This is a genomic window from Huaxiibacter chinensis, assembly GCF_022171985.1.
Classification (GTDB): Bacteria; Pseudomonadota; Gammaproteobacteria; order Enterobacterales; family Enterobacteriaceae; genus Enterobacter; species Enterobacter chinensis_A.
Genome location: NZ_JAJVHF010000004.1, coordinates 1 through 13,799, shown reverse-complemented (window position 1 = coordinate 13,799; position 13,799 = coordinate 1). Strand labels below are relative to the sequence as shown.

Here is a 13,799-nt window from a genome sequence, read left to right as displayed (position 1 = left end):
GAGCTGACAGAACTATGTTCGAACAACGCGTAAATTCTGACGTACTGACCGTTTCTACCGTTAACTCTCAGGACCAGGTGACTCAAAAGCCCCTGCGTGACTCGGTTAAACAGGCACTGAAGAACTATTTTGCTCAACTGAATGGTCAAGATGTTAGTGATCTGTATGAGCTGGTATTGGCTGAAGTTGAACAGCCACTGTTGGACATGGTGATGCAATACACCCGCGGTAACCAAACCCGCGCAGCACTGATGATGGGTATCAACCGTGGTACTCTGCGTAAGAAGCTGAAAAAATACGGCATGAACTGATTTATATCAGGTAAGTGTTTGTTTAAAAAGGCGCTACTCGGCATGGGGAAGCGCCTTTTTTATTGCCCGTTTTCTCATTCGTCAACCGAGTGTAAACCTGCGATTATCACCCTTTTAAACCGCCGCGTTTCGTGTATATTTCCACCACTTCTTAAGGCCTCTTCGCACGGAAAGACAGAATGATTCGCAAATATGGGTGGTTGGTCGTCTTCGCTATCTCCGTTTTTCTCTTTGATGCACTTCTGATGCAGTGGATTGAACTCATGAGTACCGAAACGGATCAATGCCGAAACATGAACTCTGTTAATCCCCTCAAACTGGTGAATTGCGCCGATCTTGAATAGCCAAAAAAATCGCCAAAAACGCTGCTATCACCCAGTAAAATAAGGGCTTTAAATCGCTTTTAGTCCTTTCATGTCGATGATAATGTCTGTGCCCTTTCCCACTGTTAGTACTTAACGTCCTGCTGAGAATGAGTTAACAGACCATGCTGGTTAGCCAATACAATCCTATCCTCATCGCCATCTCCTTTATTGTGGCTATCCTGGCAGCGTACACCGCGTTGAATATGGCGGGCCGCGTCGCCGGCAGTCAGGGGATCGCAGCACGCGTCTGGCTGGCTGGCGGTGGATTTGCCATGGGGGTTGGCGTGTGGGCGATGCATTTCATTGGCATGCTGGCCATGGATCTCTCCATGAGCATGCGTTACGACATCCTGCTTACCGCCGTCTCCATGTTTATCGCCATTGGCTCATCCCTGTTTGCCCTCTGGCTCGTCAGCGGCGAACAGTTACGGCTGCGTCGCCTTCTTCCCGGCGCGCTGATCATGGGCAGCGGTATTGTTGCGATGCATTACACCGGCATGGCCGCTCTGCAAGTGATGCCCGGCATTGTCTGGGATAAAACCTGGGTCGCGATTTCGGTTGCCATCGCGCTGGCTGCCTCGCTGGCCGCACTCTGGTTAACCTTCCGCTTGCGCTATGAGTCCGCACAGGTGGTCTTCATGCGCCTGGGCGCGGCCATCACCATGGGTATTGCTATCGCCGGCATGCATTACGCTGGCATGAAGGCAGCCCAGTTCCCGGCGTCAACGATGATGCATCACCATGGGATAGACGGCAGCTGGCTGGCCGTTCTGGTGAGCGTCGTCGCCTTGTCTATCCTTGGCATTAGTTTACTGGTGTCGATGCTGGACGCCCGTTTACAGGCCCGTACCGCCTTGCTCGCCTCCTCACTTGCTGAGGCAAACCGCGAACTCGCCCAGCTGGCGCTTCACGATACCCTGACCCGATTACCCAACCGAATTTTGCTCGAAGACCGCCTCGGCCAGGCCATTAGCAAAGCCGATCGCGAAGGGACGGAGTTCGCCTTGATGTTTATGGACCTGGATGGTTTTAAAACGGTGAACGATGCCTACGGGCACGACGTTGGCGATAAGCTTCTGATCGCCGTGACTGAAAGATTGTTGTTGCTGCTAAAGGGCCAGTATACGCTTGCCCGTATCGGCGGCGACGAGTTCGTATTGCTGGCAGAAGGAGGCCCTGACGATGCGGCTTCGCTTGCCAGCGCGCTGGTGCGGGCGATTGACCAGCCCTTTCACGTTGAGCCGTACGAGCTTGTCGTGACCGTGAGCGTAGGGATTGCTATGTACCCGCATGACGGCCACTCTGACAGAGAACTGATGTTCAACGCCGATGCTGCGATGTACCACACCAAGCATGTGGGACGAAATGGCTATCACTTTTTCCAGCCCACGATGAACACCCTGGCGCAGACCCATCTTCAGTTGCTGAACGATCTGTGGTTAGCCGTTGAACGCCACGAACTGCGTCTGCTATACCAGCCAAAATTCCATGCGCCGGCAGGCCCGATTATGGGCTTTGAAGCACTCCTGCGTTGGCAGCACCCTAAACAAGGGCTGTTGACTCCGGACGTTTTTCTGGCCCTGGCCGAAAAAACCGGCCTGATCATCCCCATTGGCAACTGGGTTATCAATGAAGCGTGTCGGCAGTTACGCGAATGGCATCTCAAAGGGCATCAGGAGTGGTCGATTGCCGTTAATCTGTCGACGTTACAGTTTGAACAACCGACGCTGGTACAGACCGTTCTGGAATGCCTGGCCCATCATAATCTGCCGCCAGACTCCCTGATTCTGGAAGTGACCGAAACAACGGCCATGAGCAATCCCAATGAAAGCGTCAGGGTCCTGACGGAGTTGACGAATGCGGGGGTCAAAGCCTCAATCGATGATTTTGGCACTGGCTATTCAAGCCTGCTCTATCTGAAACGCCTGCCAGCCTGTGAGCTGAAAATCGATCGCGCCTTCGTGCAAGAACTCAGCGGTGAGAGCGGGGATGCAACGATTGTTTCTGCGATTGTGGCCCTGGCTAAGACGCTGAATCTAAAAGTTGTCGCGGAAGGCGTTGAAACAAAAGCGCAGCAGGACTTTCTCACTGAACTGGGCTGCAATACGCTGCAGGGCTATTTATTAGGTAAACCCGTTACGCCGGAGGTTGTAGAAGCATTTTGTCGTTATCCGGAGATATCATCGCTCACCGCACGGCTCGATCAGGACGCCTGTGAATAAACGTCTGGCGATATTCGCTGCAGTTGCAATGTCGCCAGAATGTTATCAACCAGTGCCGGTGCTTGCGAATACAAATCAAAACTTTCGTTATTCATTAACCAGTTTTTAATAATGCCACTAAAAAATGCGTGGAACACCACCAGCGCCAGGTCAATATCAATTGCCGGAGAAATAACCCCCTGCGAGACACATTTCTTCAAAATAAGACGTACATTTTCATAATTAAAACCGATGCGTTGCCGAATGTCATGCTCTGAAATCATATCATTATCAAATTCACATTTATGATACAAAATTTGCATCAGCGACCGCTGGCGGGGATCGCGTGCAATATATTGCAGCGCCGTGATAAATTTCTCTCGTAACATCTGTAAAGGGTCATCATGGGGCTGTAATACCAGGCGATCCTTAATTAATTCACCCAAGGGTAATTGTTCACGCCAGATAGCATTAAACAGCGCTGACTTGCAGGTGAAGTGCCAGTAAACGGCGCCTCGCGTCAGGCCTGCCGCTTGCGCGATGTCGGTTAAGGTAGTGCTTGCGACGCCGCGCAGGGCGAACTGCGTTATCGCCGTCTCAATCAGTAATTGACGGGTTTTATAGGCGTCGGCTTTCGTTTTACGGACCATAACGGTTACTCGTCACAGGAAGAGATTGCTACGTTTCTGCATTTTTTTGCATGAAAGAGAGCCTGCATTATTCATTAAAGAACACATCCACGCTGTACAAAAAAGGGGATTCAGTGCATTCAATAAATATCATGAATGTTTTATTCGGATAATATTCACAAATTAAATAACATAGATAACCCCAGCAATAACCTGGCAGACAGCATCGCTATTTTAACGCTGAACAGCTGTGTCAGATTCTGATTTTTAAGGTTATGTGCCCTACGCCGCACTTATAAATTAAACAACCGAAATCGTCATCATTATTATAGGCGCCAACCTTCTGACTTTTTGCCCCTCAGATATACCATTCATTCATGGCAAATTCAGTTTATTGTTTTTTAAAGGAACAGTAATGACGACTCATTTCAGGCTTTTACCCTTATCCGGTTTTATTGTCTGCGCTGCGCTACTCGCAGGATGCGATGGCTCGGAATCTCAGCAACAACATGCGCAGGCGCCACAGGTAACGGTTTATGTCGTAAAAAGTGCGCCGCTGGCAGTCACGACTGAACTCCCTGGACGCACGGATGCCTACCGTGTCGCTGAGGTTCGCCCGCAGGTGAGCGGCATTATTTTGCAACGGAACTTCACTGAAGGCAGTGATGTGAACGCCGGTGATTCGTTGTACCAGATTGATCCTGCAACGTACCAGGCGGCATTTGATAGCGCGAAAGGTGAACTGGCTAAGGCCGAAGCAGCAGCCAACATTGCACACTTAACCGTAAAACGTTATCTCCCCCTGGTAGGCACGCAATATGTCAGCAGACAAGAGTACGATCAGGCCGTGGCCAATGCCCGGCAGGCGGATGCCAGCGTAATGGCCGCACAGGCCGGAGTCGAAACGGCCCGCATTAATCTTGCCTACACCAAAGTCTCTTCACCCATTAGCGGCCGTATCGGTAAATCTACCGTCACGGAAGGGGCGCTGGTCACCAATGGTCAGGCGACCGCGTTGGCGACCGTCCAGCAGCTTGATCCGATCTATGTCGATGTCACACAGTCGAGCACTGACTTTATGCAACTGCAGCAATCGAGCCTGCAAAAGGGCCAGGGTACCCGCACCGTTCAGCTGCTGATGGAGAATGGTCAACCCTACCCGCTTAAAGGCACGCTGCAGTTTTCAGATGTGACGGTCGACGAAAGCACCGGCTCCATCACCCTGCGTGCGGTCTTCCCTAACCCTCAACACAGGCTTCTACCAGGCATGTTCGTCCGCGCGCGCATTGATGAAGGTATTCAGCCTGATGCCATCCTGGTCCCTCAACAGGGTGTGACGCGTACTCCACGTGGCGATGCGACCGTGTTGGTGGTGGATGAACAAAATAAAGTTGAATCCCGGACGGTTGTCGCCCCGCAGGCAATTGGCGATCGCTGGCTGGTGACGCAAGGACTGAAAAATGGCGATCGCGTTATCGTGAGCGGTTTGCAGAAAGTTCGCCCTGGCGTAGCCGTGGTGGCAACAGCCGATGCTACCGCAAATAATGCCGGTTAAGGGACGACAACATGGCTAATTTCTTTATTCAACGGCCTATTTTTGCCTGGGTTCTCGCCATTATTTTAATGATTGCGGGCGGGCTGGCTATTTTGAAACTTCCTGTCGCCCAGTACCCTACCATTGCACCACCTGCCGTGGCGGTCACGGCGACCTATCCCGGCGCGGATGCACAAACGGTGCAGGATACCGTGACACAGGTTATCGAGCAGAACATGAACGGTATTGATAACCTGATGTATATGTCCTCCACCAGCGATTCGTCTGGCAGCGTCACCATCACCCTCACCTTCGAGTCTGGTACCGATCCGGATATCGCACAGGTGCAGGTGCAGAATAAACTGCAGCTGGCCATGCCGTTATTGCCGCAAGAAGTTCAACAGCAAGGCATCGGCGTCGAGAAGTCCAGCAGCAGCTTCCTGCTCGTGGCGGGTTTTGTTTCTGATAACAAAAAGCTGTCTCAGGATGATATCTCTGACTATGTTGCGTCTAACGTGAAGGATGCGATTAGCCGTACCTCTGGCGTCGGGGATGTGCAGCTGTTTGGTGCCCAGTACGCAATGCGCGTCTGGCTCGACAGCAACGCGCTGAATAAGTATCAGCTAACGCCGCTGGATGTGATCAATCAGCTCAAAATTCAAAACAATCAGATTGCCGCAGGGCAACTGGGTGGAACACCTTCTATTCCAGGGCAACAACTCAACGCCTCGATTATTGCGCAGACGCGGCTCAAAACACCGGAAGAGTTTGGCAAGGTGACGTTGAAGGTAAACCAGGATGGTTCAATGGTGCATCTGAAAGATGTCGCCCGAATTGAGCTGGGGGGTGAAAACTACAACATGGTCACCCGGATCAATGGACAGGCCGCGACCGGACTGGGTATCAAGCTTGCAACGGGCGCTAACGCGCTGGATACGGCGAATGCCATTAAAACAAAGCTTGCGGCGCTACAGCCATTTTTCCCCGCTGGCCTCAGAGTCGTCTATCCCTACGATACGACGCCATTCGTGAAAATCTCCATTCACGAAGTGGTGAAAACGTTGTTTGAAGCCATCGTGCTGGTCTTCCTGGTCATGTATCTGTTCTTACAAAACCTGCGCGCCACGCTGATTCCGACGATTGCCGTCCCGGTCGTTTTGCTGGGCACCTTCGCCATTCTGGCCGCCTTTGGCTTCTCCATCAACACCCTGACCATGTTTGGGATGGTGCTGGCAATAGGCTTACTGGTCGATGACGCCATTGTGGTCGTTGAGAACGTTGAACGCGTGATGGTGGAAGATAAGCTGCCACCCAAAGAAGCCACGCAAAAGTCGATGGCGCAGATTCAGGGCGCACTGGTCGGCATTGCGATGGTGCTCTCGGCGGTCTTTATTCCGATGGCGTTCTTTGGCGGGTCTACCGGCGCGATTTACCGACAGTTCTCACTGACTATTGTGTCGGCCATGGCGCTTTCCGTACTGGTTGCCTTGATCCTCACGCCGGCGTTGTGTGCAACGTTATTAAAACCGTCTTCTGCCGATCATCATGAGAAAAAAGGCTTCTTCGGCTGGTTTAACAATCTCTTTGATAAAAGCGTGGATCATTACAGTAACAGCGTGAGCGGTATCTTACGCAAAACCGGTCGTTATCTGGTGGTCTATGTTCTTATCGTCGGCGGAATGGCGGTGCTGTTCTTAAAACTGCCCACCTCCTTCCTGCCTGAAGAGGACCAGGGGGTATTTATGACGATGGTCCAACTCCCGGCGGGTGCCACACAAACCCGAACCCAGCAGATCCTGGATCAGGTTCAGCAGTATTATCTCACTCAGGAAAAAGCAAACGTCGAGTCGGTGTTTACCGTTAACGGCTTTAGCTTTAGCGGACAGGGACAAAACGCCGGTATTGTCTTTATCAGCCTTAAGCCATGGGAAGCGCGCCCGGGTGAAGAAAACAGCGTCAGTGCGATTGTCGGACGTGCAACGAAAGCCTTCAGTAAGATTAAAGATGGCCTCGTCTTCCCCTTCAACTTGCCAGCCATCATTGAACTGGGTACGGCAACGGGCTTCGATTTCGAACTGATCGATCAGGCTAACCTGGGCCATGTGCAATTGACCCAGGCAAGGAATCAGCTGTTGGGCATGGTAAGAGAACATCCCGATTTGCTGGTCAGAGTTCGTCCTAACGGCCTGGAAGATACGCCGCAGTTCAAGCTGGACGTTGACCAGGAGAAAGCACAGGCGCTGGGCATAAGCGTTTCGGATATTAATCAGACAATATCAACAGCGCTTGGAGGAACCTATGTTAATGACTTTATCGATCATGGGCGCGTGAAGAAAGTCTATGTGCAGGCTGATGCTCAGTACCGCATGCTGCCTGGCGACGTCGATAATCTTTATGTGCGTAGTGCAAACGGTGAAATGGTGCCCTTCTCGGCCTTCAGTAGCGCTCGCTGGATTTCAGGTTCACCGCGCCTTGAGCGCTATAACGGGTTGCCGTCAATGGAAATACTCGGCGAGGCGGCACAAGGGAAAAGTACCGGTGAAGCCATGGCAATGCTTGAAAGTCTCGCACAGAAATTACCTTCTGGCATTGGCTACGACTGGACGGGCATGTCCTATCAGGAACGACTTTCTGGAAACCAGGCTCCCGCCCTCTATGCGATTTCATTGATTGTTGTGTTCCTGTGTCTGGCGGCCTTATATGAAAGCTGGTCTATCCCCTTCTCGGTGATGCTGGTTGTACCGCTTGGAGTCGTTGGGGCGTTGCTTGCTGCTTCTCTGCGCGGGCTGAATAATGACGTGTATTTCCAGGTCGGGCTACTGACCACCATCGGGCTGTCTGCGAAGAATGCGATTCTCATCGTCGAGTTCGCTAAGGATCTGATGGATAAAGAAGGAAAAGGAATTATTGAAGCGACGCTGGAAGCCTCCCGGATGCGCTTACGCCCTATCCTGATGACGTCTCTGGCGTTTATCCTTGGCGTCCTGCCACTTGTCATCAGCCATGGCGCGGGCAGCGGCGCGCAAAATGCCGTGGGTACAGGCGTTATGGGCGGTATGCTTTCGGCCACTCTGCTGGCGATCTTCTTTGTCCCGGTATTTTTTGTCGTGGTCAGACGGCGGTTTAACCGACATACAGACTAACGGATTGTAAAGGCGTCGAAAGACGCCTTTTTCTTAAACATGTTAAAAAGGGTTTTACGTCTTAATTTTCAGGATTATCATTGGTATGAAATTAACGACAAAAATTCTCATTTACCTTAAGTGAAATAAATTTCGCTTCGTCTTCAAAATATCTTCATAAATTCATGCGTCCTCATCCCGTTTCTCCATGATTTTTACAATCAACATAATTTGAGATTATTACCCGTGCCTTAGAAGGATGAACTGATGGTAAAATGTTCACCAGTTCGTTAAACACACTCTTTGTTTAGTGACGAACAAAGCGTTAATTTTGAGGTAACACCATGAAAAGATTCATCTCCGTTGCAGTGCTTACTGCGTTGCTCGCAGGTTGCGCACACGATTCTCCTTGTGTACCGGTATATGACGACCAGGGCAGACTGGTTCACACGAATACCTGCATGAAGGGGACGACTCAGGATAACTGGGAAACTGCCGGTGCCATTGCTGGCGGAGCCGCCGCTGTCGCTGGTTTAACGCTGGGGATTGTCGCGTTAACGAAGTAATACGTTCTTTCGCACAAGCGCGGCATTCTGCGCTTGTGCCTCTCCATTGTGCATGGCCTTCATAACACGTTAAATAATCTCCTCTTATTAACGCACGCTTATTTTTTGCTTTTCCTCACACCCTTCTATTATTTAATTTAAAGCTTTCATTCTTTTGAGTGATTGTTTTCACACATTAAACAAATTTACTACCCTGCCAACATTCACCCTGGAAACTATCTATTCGTTCAATCCTCACGGCGACCCACTTTTGCTCTAATTTGTGGCGCAGGTTGTAATTTCGCACCATGCGAGGGCATTCATTTTTATTTTCCCTGTCTACACTCAGCAATACGCGCTCAGTATTCCTCTTTTTGACTGAATGCGAAAACTGGCATTACGTTTGCTTTATAAACGTTGGCCACCGCCACAGATGGGTAAAAGCGTTTCAAAACGACTTTCTATAACAATAATTTTTGCCACACAGGATGAATATGAAAAAGACGATGATAGCCAGCCTGGCCGCTGCGGGCATGTTGATGACGATTGCGGGTCAGGCTCATGCTGGCGCAACGCTGGATGCCGTTAAAAAGAAAGGCTTTGTTCAGTGCGGTATCAGTGATGGATTGCCGGGCTTCTCTTACGCGGATGCCAACGGAAAATTTTCCGGGATCGATGTTGATGTTTGTCGGGGTGTGGCGTCAGCGGTATTTGGCGATGACAGCAAAGTTAAATATACGCCGTTGACCGCAAAAGAACGTTTTACGGCTTTGCAGTCAGGTGAGGTCGACGTGCTTTCACGTAATACAACCTGGACCTCGTCACGTGATACCGGCATGGGGATGTCGTTTACCGGTGTGACCTATTATGACGGTATTGGTTTCCTGACGCACAATAAAGCGGGCCTCAAGAGTGCAAAAGAACTCGACGGTGCAACCGTTTGTATTCAGGCAGGCACTGATACTGAGTTGAATGTCGCGGATTATTTCAAAGCAAATAACATGAAATATACCCCGGTGACATTCGATCGCTCTGATGAATCGGCAAAAGCGCTGGAGTCCGGGCGTTGTGACACGCTGGCCTCTGACCAGTCTCAACTGTACGCATTGCGCATAAAACTCAGTAACCCGACAGAATGGATTGTGTTGCCAGAGGTCATCTCTAAAGAACCTCTCGGCCCGGTGGTCCGTCGCGGTGATGAAGAGTGGTTTTCTATTGTTCGCTGGACACTTTTCGCCATGTTGAATGCCGAAGAGATGGGGATCACCTCGAAAAACGTGGATGAAAAAGCCGCTAATCCTTCGACCCCGGATATGGCGCATCTTTTAGGCAAAGAAGGCGATTACGGAAAAGACCTGAAGCTTGATAACAAATGGGCTTATAACATTATCAAGCATGTGGGTAACTATGCAGAGATCTTCGAACGTAACGTGGGTTCAGAAAGCCCGCTGAAAATTAAGCGTGGTCAAAACAATCTCTGGAATAACGGTGGTATTCAGTACGCGCCACCGGTTCGTTAAGTCTTTAGCTGTAACGGGCACCGCCTTTGTGGTGCCCAACCCAGTGTTATGGTTACCGAGGTTTTTATGTCCCATCGCCGCTTAGCCGTAAAAGGAAAACTTTCCTTTTCCCATCCCATGGTTCGCGCCTGGCTGTTTCAAATTATCGCCATCGCCGTTGTCGTGATCACTGCTATCTATTTAATTCATAATACCGTGACGAATCTGAGCAATCGCGGCATTACGTCTGGTTTTGCGTTTCTTGACCGCAGCGCCGGATTTGGGATTGTGCAACACTTAATTGATTATCAGGAAGGGGACACTTACGGCAGAGTATTTCTGGTCGGCTTGTTAAATACCCTACTGGTTTCAGCGCTTTGTATACTCTTCGCCTCCTTTCTGGGTTTCTTTCTTGGGCTGGCTCGCCTCTCAGATAACTGGCTGCTACGCAAACTTTCAACCGTATACATTGAGACGTTCCGTAATATTCCGCCTCTGCTGCAGATCTTTTTTTGGTATTTCGCCGTTCTGAGAAACCTGCCGGGTCCACGCCAGGCCGTCGATGCATTCGATCTCTTTTTTCTGAGCAACCGGGGTTTATATATACCCTCGCCCGTTACCGGAGAAGGTTTTTCAGCCAGCCTTATTGCATTAGCGATCGCCGGATTAATCACGTCAGGACTTTTTCGGTATAACCGCACCCATCAAATTAAAACCGGACAGCTGCGTAAGACCTGGCCTTTTTCAGTCGCACTGTTCATCGGTTTGCCATTACTGGCCCAGTGGATCGCGGGAGCGGCGCTACACTGGGATGTTCCCCAGTTACGTGGCTTTAACTTTCGTGGCGGGATGGTTCTGATCCCGGAACTGGCAGCGTTAACTCTGGCCTTGTCTATTTATACCTCGGCTTTTATTGCCGAAATTATTCGGGCAGGTATCCAGGCCGTTCCTCATGGCCAGCATGAGGCAGCACGTTCACTGGGATTACCCAATCCAGTGACGCTGCGGCAGGTCATTATTCCACAGGCATTGCGCGTTATTATTCCACCCCTGACCAGCCAGTATCTCAATATAGCTAAAAACTCGTCGTTAGCCGCTGCAATTGGTTATCCGGATATGGTTTCTCTGTTCGCCGGAACGGTCCTTAATCAGACAGGGCAAGCCATCGAAACTATCGCTATCACCATGTCGGTCTATCTGATGATTAGCCTGACTATCTCGCTGGTGATGAACATTTATAACCGTCGCATCGCACTGGTTGAGCGTTAAGGAACCATGATGACAAAAGCTGCACTGTCTCACCTCCCGCGCCCGTCCAGTTACGGGCATGGGCGTTTTCTCATCTGGCTACGCAAAAATTTGTTCTCCTCATGGGGAAATAGTCTCCTGACAATCATTTGCCTCTGGTTGATGTGGGAGCTTATTCCGCCATTGCTGAACTGGGCTCTTTTTCAGGCTAACTGGATCGGTTCCACACGAGCCGATTGCACCAAAGCGGGCGCCTGTTGGGTATTTATCCATGAACGATTTGGCCAGTTCATGTATGGCTTGTATCCGCATGAACAACGCTGGCGTATTAATCTGGCATTGGTCATCGGGTTATTTTCAATCGTCCCGATGTTCTGGAAGCACTTGCCTCATCGCGGGCGCTATATCGCCTGTTGGGCGGTTGTCTATCCGCTGATTGTCTGGCTGTTGTTATATGGTGGAATACTGGGTCTTGAGCGCGTCGAGACACGGCAATGGGGCGGGCTGACGCTCACGTTGATCATCGCTTCGGTGGGAATTGCGGGGGCGTTACCGTTAGGGATTTTACTGGCGTTGGGGCGTCGTTCAACGATGCCGGTCGTTCGTATCCTCTCCGTGATATTTATCGAGTTCTGGCGTGGCGTCCCCTTAATCACGGTGCTCTTCATGTCCTCCGTGATGCTGCCGCTGTTCATGGCCGAGGGTACTTCAATCGATAAACTGATCCGCGCGTTGGTTGGCGTGGTTTTATTCCAGTCGGCTTATGTCGCTGAAGTGGTGCGTGGTGGACTGCAGGCTTTACCAAAAGGACAGTATGAAGCCGCCGAATCGCTCGCCTTAGGGTACTGGAAAACACAGGGACTGGTGATACTTCCCCAGGCACTCAAATTAGTGATCCCCGGGCTTGTGAACACCATTATTGCGCTGTTTAAAGATACCAGTCTGGTGATCATTATCGGCTTATTTGATCTCTTTAGCAGCGTTCAGCAGGCCACCGTCGATCCGGTCTGGCTGGGGATGTCCACCGAAGGCTATGTCTCTGCTGCGCTGATCTACTGGATCTTCTGTTTTAGCATGTCGCGCTATAGCCAGCATCTGGAAAAGCGCTTTAACACCGGGCGTACACCGCACTGAGGATTTTATGAATAAGATGACTATGAGCCCCGCCGACGCGATGATTACGCTGGAAAACGTGAATAAATGGTACGGACAGTTTCATGTATTAAAAGATATCAATCTGAAGGTCAGGCAAGGTGAGCGTATCGTTTTATGCGGACCTTCTGGTTCGGGTAAGTCGACGACGATTCGCTGTATCAACCATCTTGAAGAGCATCAGCAGGGTCGTATCGTGGTTGATGGAACGGAGCTGGATGAAGATATTCGCAATATCGAACGTGTTCGTCAGGAAGTGGGTATGGTTTTTCAGCATTTCAATTTATTCCCGCATCTGACCGTTTTGCAGAACTGTACGCTGGCCCCGATCTGGGTTAGAAAGATGCCCAGGAAGGAAGCTGAAGCCCTCGCAATGCATTATCTGGAACGCGTACGCATTGCCGAACATGCAAATAAATTCCCCGGGCAGATATCGGGGGGTCAGCAACAGCGCGTCGCCATCGCTCGCTCGTTATGTATGAAGCCAAAAATTATGCTGTTTGACGAACCCACATCCGCTCTCGATCCGGAAATGGTGAAAGAGGTACTGGATACAATGATTGGCTTAGCGGAATCAGGAATGACAATGCTGTGCGTCACCCATGAAATGGGGTTTGCGAGGACGGTCGCGGACAGAGTGATCTTTATGGATCGTGGTGAAATTGTTGAACAAGCCCCGCCAGACGAGTTCTTTGCCCATCCAAAATCTGAACGTACCCGCGCATTTTTATCGCAGGTGATCCATTAATGTCTGCCGTGCCCGGTCGCCTATGGGTTCTCCGGGCAATTTTGTTTTCGCTGTGAATCTTAACGCAAAAAACCCCGCACCTTACGGTACGGGGTTCTTCTTAATTGATGTCTGGCAGTTCCCTACTCTCGCATGGGGAGACCCCACACTACCATCGGCGCTACGGCGTTTCACTTCTGAGTTCGGCATGGGGTCAGGTGGGACCACCGCGCTAAAGCCGCCAGACAAATTCTTTTACTATGTGCCGAACTACAATACCCGTATTAAGTGGTGCTGATACCCAGAGTCGAACTGGGGACCTCACCCTTACCAAGGGTGCGCTCTACCAACTGAGCCATATCAGCACGCTAAATTTGATGCCTGGCAGTTCCCTACTCTCGCATGGGGAGACCCCACACTACCATCGGCGCTACGGCGTTTCACTTCTGAGTTCGGCATGGGGTCA

The 13,799-nt window shown here is 50.7% G+C and carries 11 protein-coding genes, 1 tRNA gene and 2 rRNA genes; 10 read left to right on the top strand and 4 right to left on the bottom strand.

The genetic code is table 11. The features are described 5' to 3' along the window. Nucleotides 1-14 precede the first annotated feature (14 nt). The 3 genes from fis (at nucleotide 15) to LZP96_RS11790 (ending at nucleotide 2,898) form a co-directional block, all read left to right on the top strand. Nucleotides 15-311, top strand: coding sequence for a DNA-binding transcriptional regulator Fis (gene fis / locus LZP96_RS11800; RefSeq protein WP_003855228.1), 297 nt, complete (start codon nucleotides 15-17; stop codon nucleotides 309-311). A 179-nt stretch (nucleotides 312-490) separates the two neighbouring features. Then, on the top strand, nucleotides 491-655 hold the full coding sequence (locus LZP96_RS11795; RefSeq protein ID WP_064327656.1) for a DUF2556 family protein: 165 nt from the start codon (nucleotides 491-493) through the stop codon (nucleotides 653-655). A gap of 143 nt (nucleotides 656-798) precedes the next feature. Continuing rightward, on the top strand, nucleotides 799-2,898 hold the full coding sequence (locus tag LZP96_RS11790) for a putative bifunctional diguanylate cyclase/phosphodiesterase (protein ID WP_064327657.1): 2,100 nt from the start codon (nucleotides 799-801) through the stop codon (nucleotides 2,896-2,898). Here the strand turns inward: LZP96_RS11790 and envR are convergent. Then, nucleotides 2,880-3,527: an acrEF/envCD operon transcriptional regulator gene (gene envR / locus LZP96_RS11785; RefSeq protein WP_064327658.1), complete on the bottom strand. Its 648-nt coding sequence runs from the start codon at nucleotides 3,525-3,527 to the stop codon at nucleotides 2,880-2,882. The genes LZP96_RS11790 and envR overlap by 19 nt on opposite strands. A 394-nt stretch (nucleotides 3,528-3,921) precedes the next feature. Here envR and LZP96_RS11780 point away from each other — a divergent pair, with 394 nt between their 5' ends. The 7 genes from LZP96_RS11780 to LZP96_RS11750 all read left to right on the top strand — a co-directional run bounded on the left by LZP96_RS11780 (nucleotide 3,922) and on the right by LZP96_RS11750 (nucleotide 13,354). Continuing rightward, nucleotides 3,922-5,061, top strand: a complete 1,140-nt coding sequence (locus LZP96_RS11780; RefSeq protein WP_064327659.1) for an efflux RND transporter periplasmic adaptor subunit — start codon at nucleotides 3,922-3,924, stop codon at nucleotides 5,059-5,061. 11 nt (nucleotides 5,062-5,072) lie between these two features. After that, entirely contained in the window at nucleotides 5,073-8,183 is a 3,111-nt protein-coding gene (locus LZP96_RS11775; protein WP_064327660.1) for an efflux RND transporter permease subunit, read from the top strand. Nucleotides 8,184-8,506: 323 nt separating this feature from the next. Beyond that, nucleotides 8,507-8,728 (top strand): lipoprotein, encoded by a 222-nt coding sequence (locus LZP96_RS11770; RefSeq protein WP_064327661.1) that lies wholly within the window; start codon nucleotides 8,507-8,509, stop codon nucleotides 8,726-8,728. Nucleotides 8,729-9,201: 473 nt separating this feature from the next. Continuing rightward, on the top strand, nucleotides 9,202-10,227 hold the full coding sequence (locus LZP96_RS11765; RefSeq protein ID WP_064327662.1) for an amino acid ABC transporter substrate-binding protein: 1,026 nt from the start codon (nucleotides 9,202-9,204) through the stop codon (nucleotides 10,225-10,227). 66 nt (nucleotides 10,228-10,293) lie between these two features. Next, on the top strand, nucleotides 10,294-11,475 hold the full coding sequence (locus LZP96_RS11760; RefSeq protein WP_064328196.1) for an amino acid ABC transporter permease: 1,182 nt from the start codon (nucleotides 10,294-10,296) through the stop codon (nucleotides 11,473-11,475). 9 nt (nucleotides 11,476-11,484) lie between these two features. Continuing rightward, nucleotides 11,485-12,588, top strand: coding sequence for an amino acid ABC transporter permease (locus LZP96_RS11755; RefSeq protein WP_064327663.1), 1,104 nt, complete (start codon nucleotides 11,485-11,487; stop codon nucleotides 12,586-12,588). 7 nt (nucleotides 12,589-12,595) lie between these two features. Next, nucleotides 12,596-13,354 (top strand): amino acid ABC transporter ATP-binding protein, encoded by a 759-nt coding sequence (locus LZP96_RS11750; RefSeq protein WP_064327664.1) that lies wholly within the window; start codon nucleotides 12,596-12,598, stop codon nucleotides 13,352-13,354. A gap of 109 nt (nucleotides 13,355-13,463) precedes the next feature. Here the strand turns inward: LZP96_RS11750 and rrf (LZP96_RS11745) are convergent. The 3 genes from rrf (LZP96_RS11745) to rrf (LZP96_RS11735) all read right to left on the bottom strand — a co-directional run. Continuing rightward, a 5S ribosomal RNA gene (gene rrf / locus LZP96_RS11745) occupies nucleotides 13,464-13,579 on the bottom strand. 43 nt (nucleotides 13,580-13,622) lie between these two features. After that, a tRNA-Thr gene (locus LZP96_RS11740) sits at nucleotides 13,623-13,698 on the bottom strand. Nucleotides 13,699-13,712: 14 nt separating this feature from the next. After that, nucleotides 13,713-13,799: ribosomal RNA gene (gene rrf / locus LZP96_RS11735) — 5S ribosomal RNA — on the bottom strand; the annotation flags it as partial.

Bases quoted from the DNA above. Each gene is read 5' to 3' on its own strand.
- fis (WP_003855228.1), top strand. From the start codon at position 15: ATGTTCGAACAACGCGTAAATTCTGACGTACTGACCGTTTCTACCGTT.
- LZP96_RS11795 (WP_064327656.1), top strand. From the start codon at position 491: ATGATTCGCAAATATGGGTGGTTGGTCGTCTTCGCTATCTCCGTTTTT.
- LZP96_RS11790 (WP_064327657.1), top strand. From the start codon at position 799: ATGCTGGTTAGCCAATACAATCCTATCCTCATCGCCATCTCCTTTATT.
- envR (WP_064327658.1), bottom strand. From the start codon at position 3,527: ATGGTCCGTAAAACGAAAGCCGACGCCTATAAAACCCGTCAATTACTG.
- LZP96_RS11780 (WP_064327659.1), top strand. From the start codon at position 3,922: ATGACGACTCATTTCAGGCTTTTACCCTTATCCGGTTTTATTGTCTGC.
- LZP96_RS11775 (WP_064327660.1), top strand. From the start codon at position 5,073: ATGGCTAATTTCTTTATTCAACGGCCTATTTTTGCCTGGGTTCTCGCC.
- LZP96_RS11770 (WP_064327661.1), top strand. From the start codon at position 8,507: ATGAAAAGATTCATCTCCGTTGCAGTGCTTACTGCGTTGCTCGCAGGT.
- LZP96_RS11765 (WP_064327662.1), top strand. From the start codon at position 9,202: ATGAAAAAGACGATGATAGCCAGCCTGGCCGCTGCGGGCATGTTGATG.
- LZP96_RS11760 (WP_064328196.1), top strand. From the start codon at position 10,294: ATGTCCCATCGCCGCTTAGCCGTAAAAGGAAAACTTTCCTTTTCCCAT.
- LZP96_RS11755 (WP_064327663.1), top strand. From the start codon at position 11,485: ATGACAAAAGCTGCACTGTCTCACCTCCCGCGCCCGTCCAGTTACGGG.
- LZP96_RS11750 (WP_064327664.1), top strand. From the start codon at position 12,596: ATGAATAAGATGACTATGAGCCCCGCCGACGCGATGATTACGCTGGAA.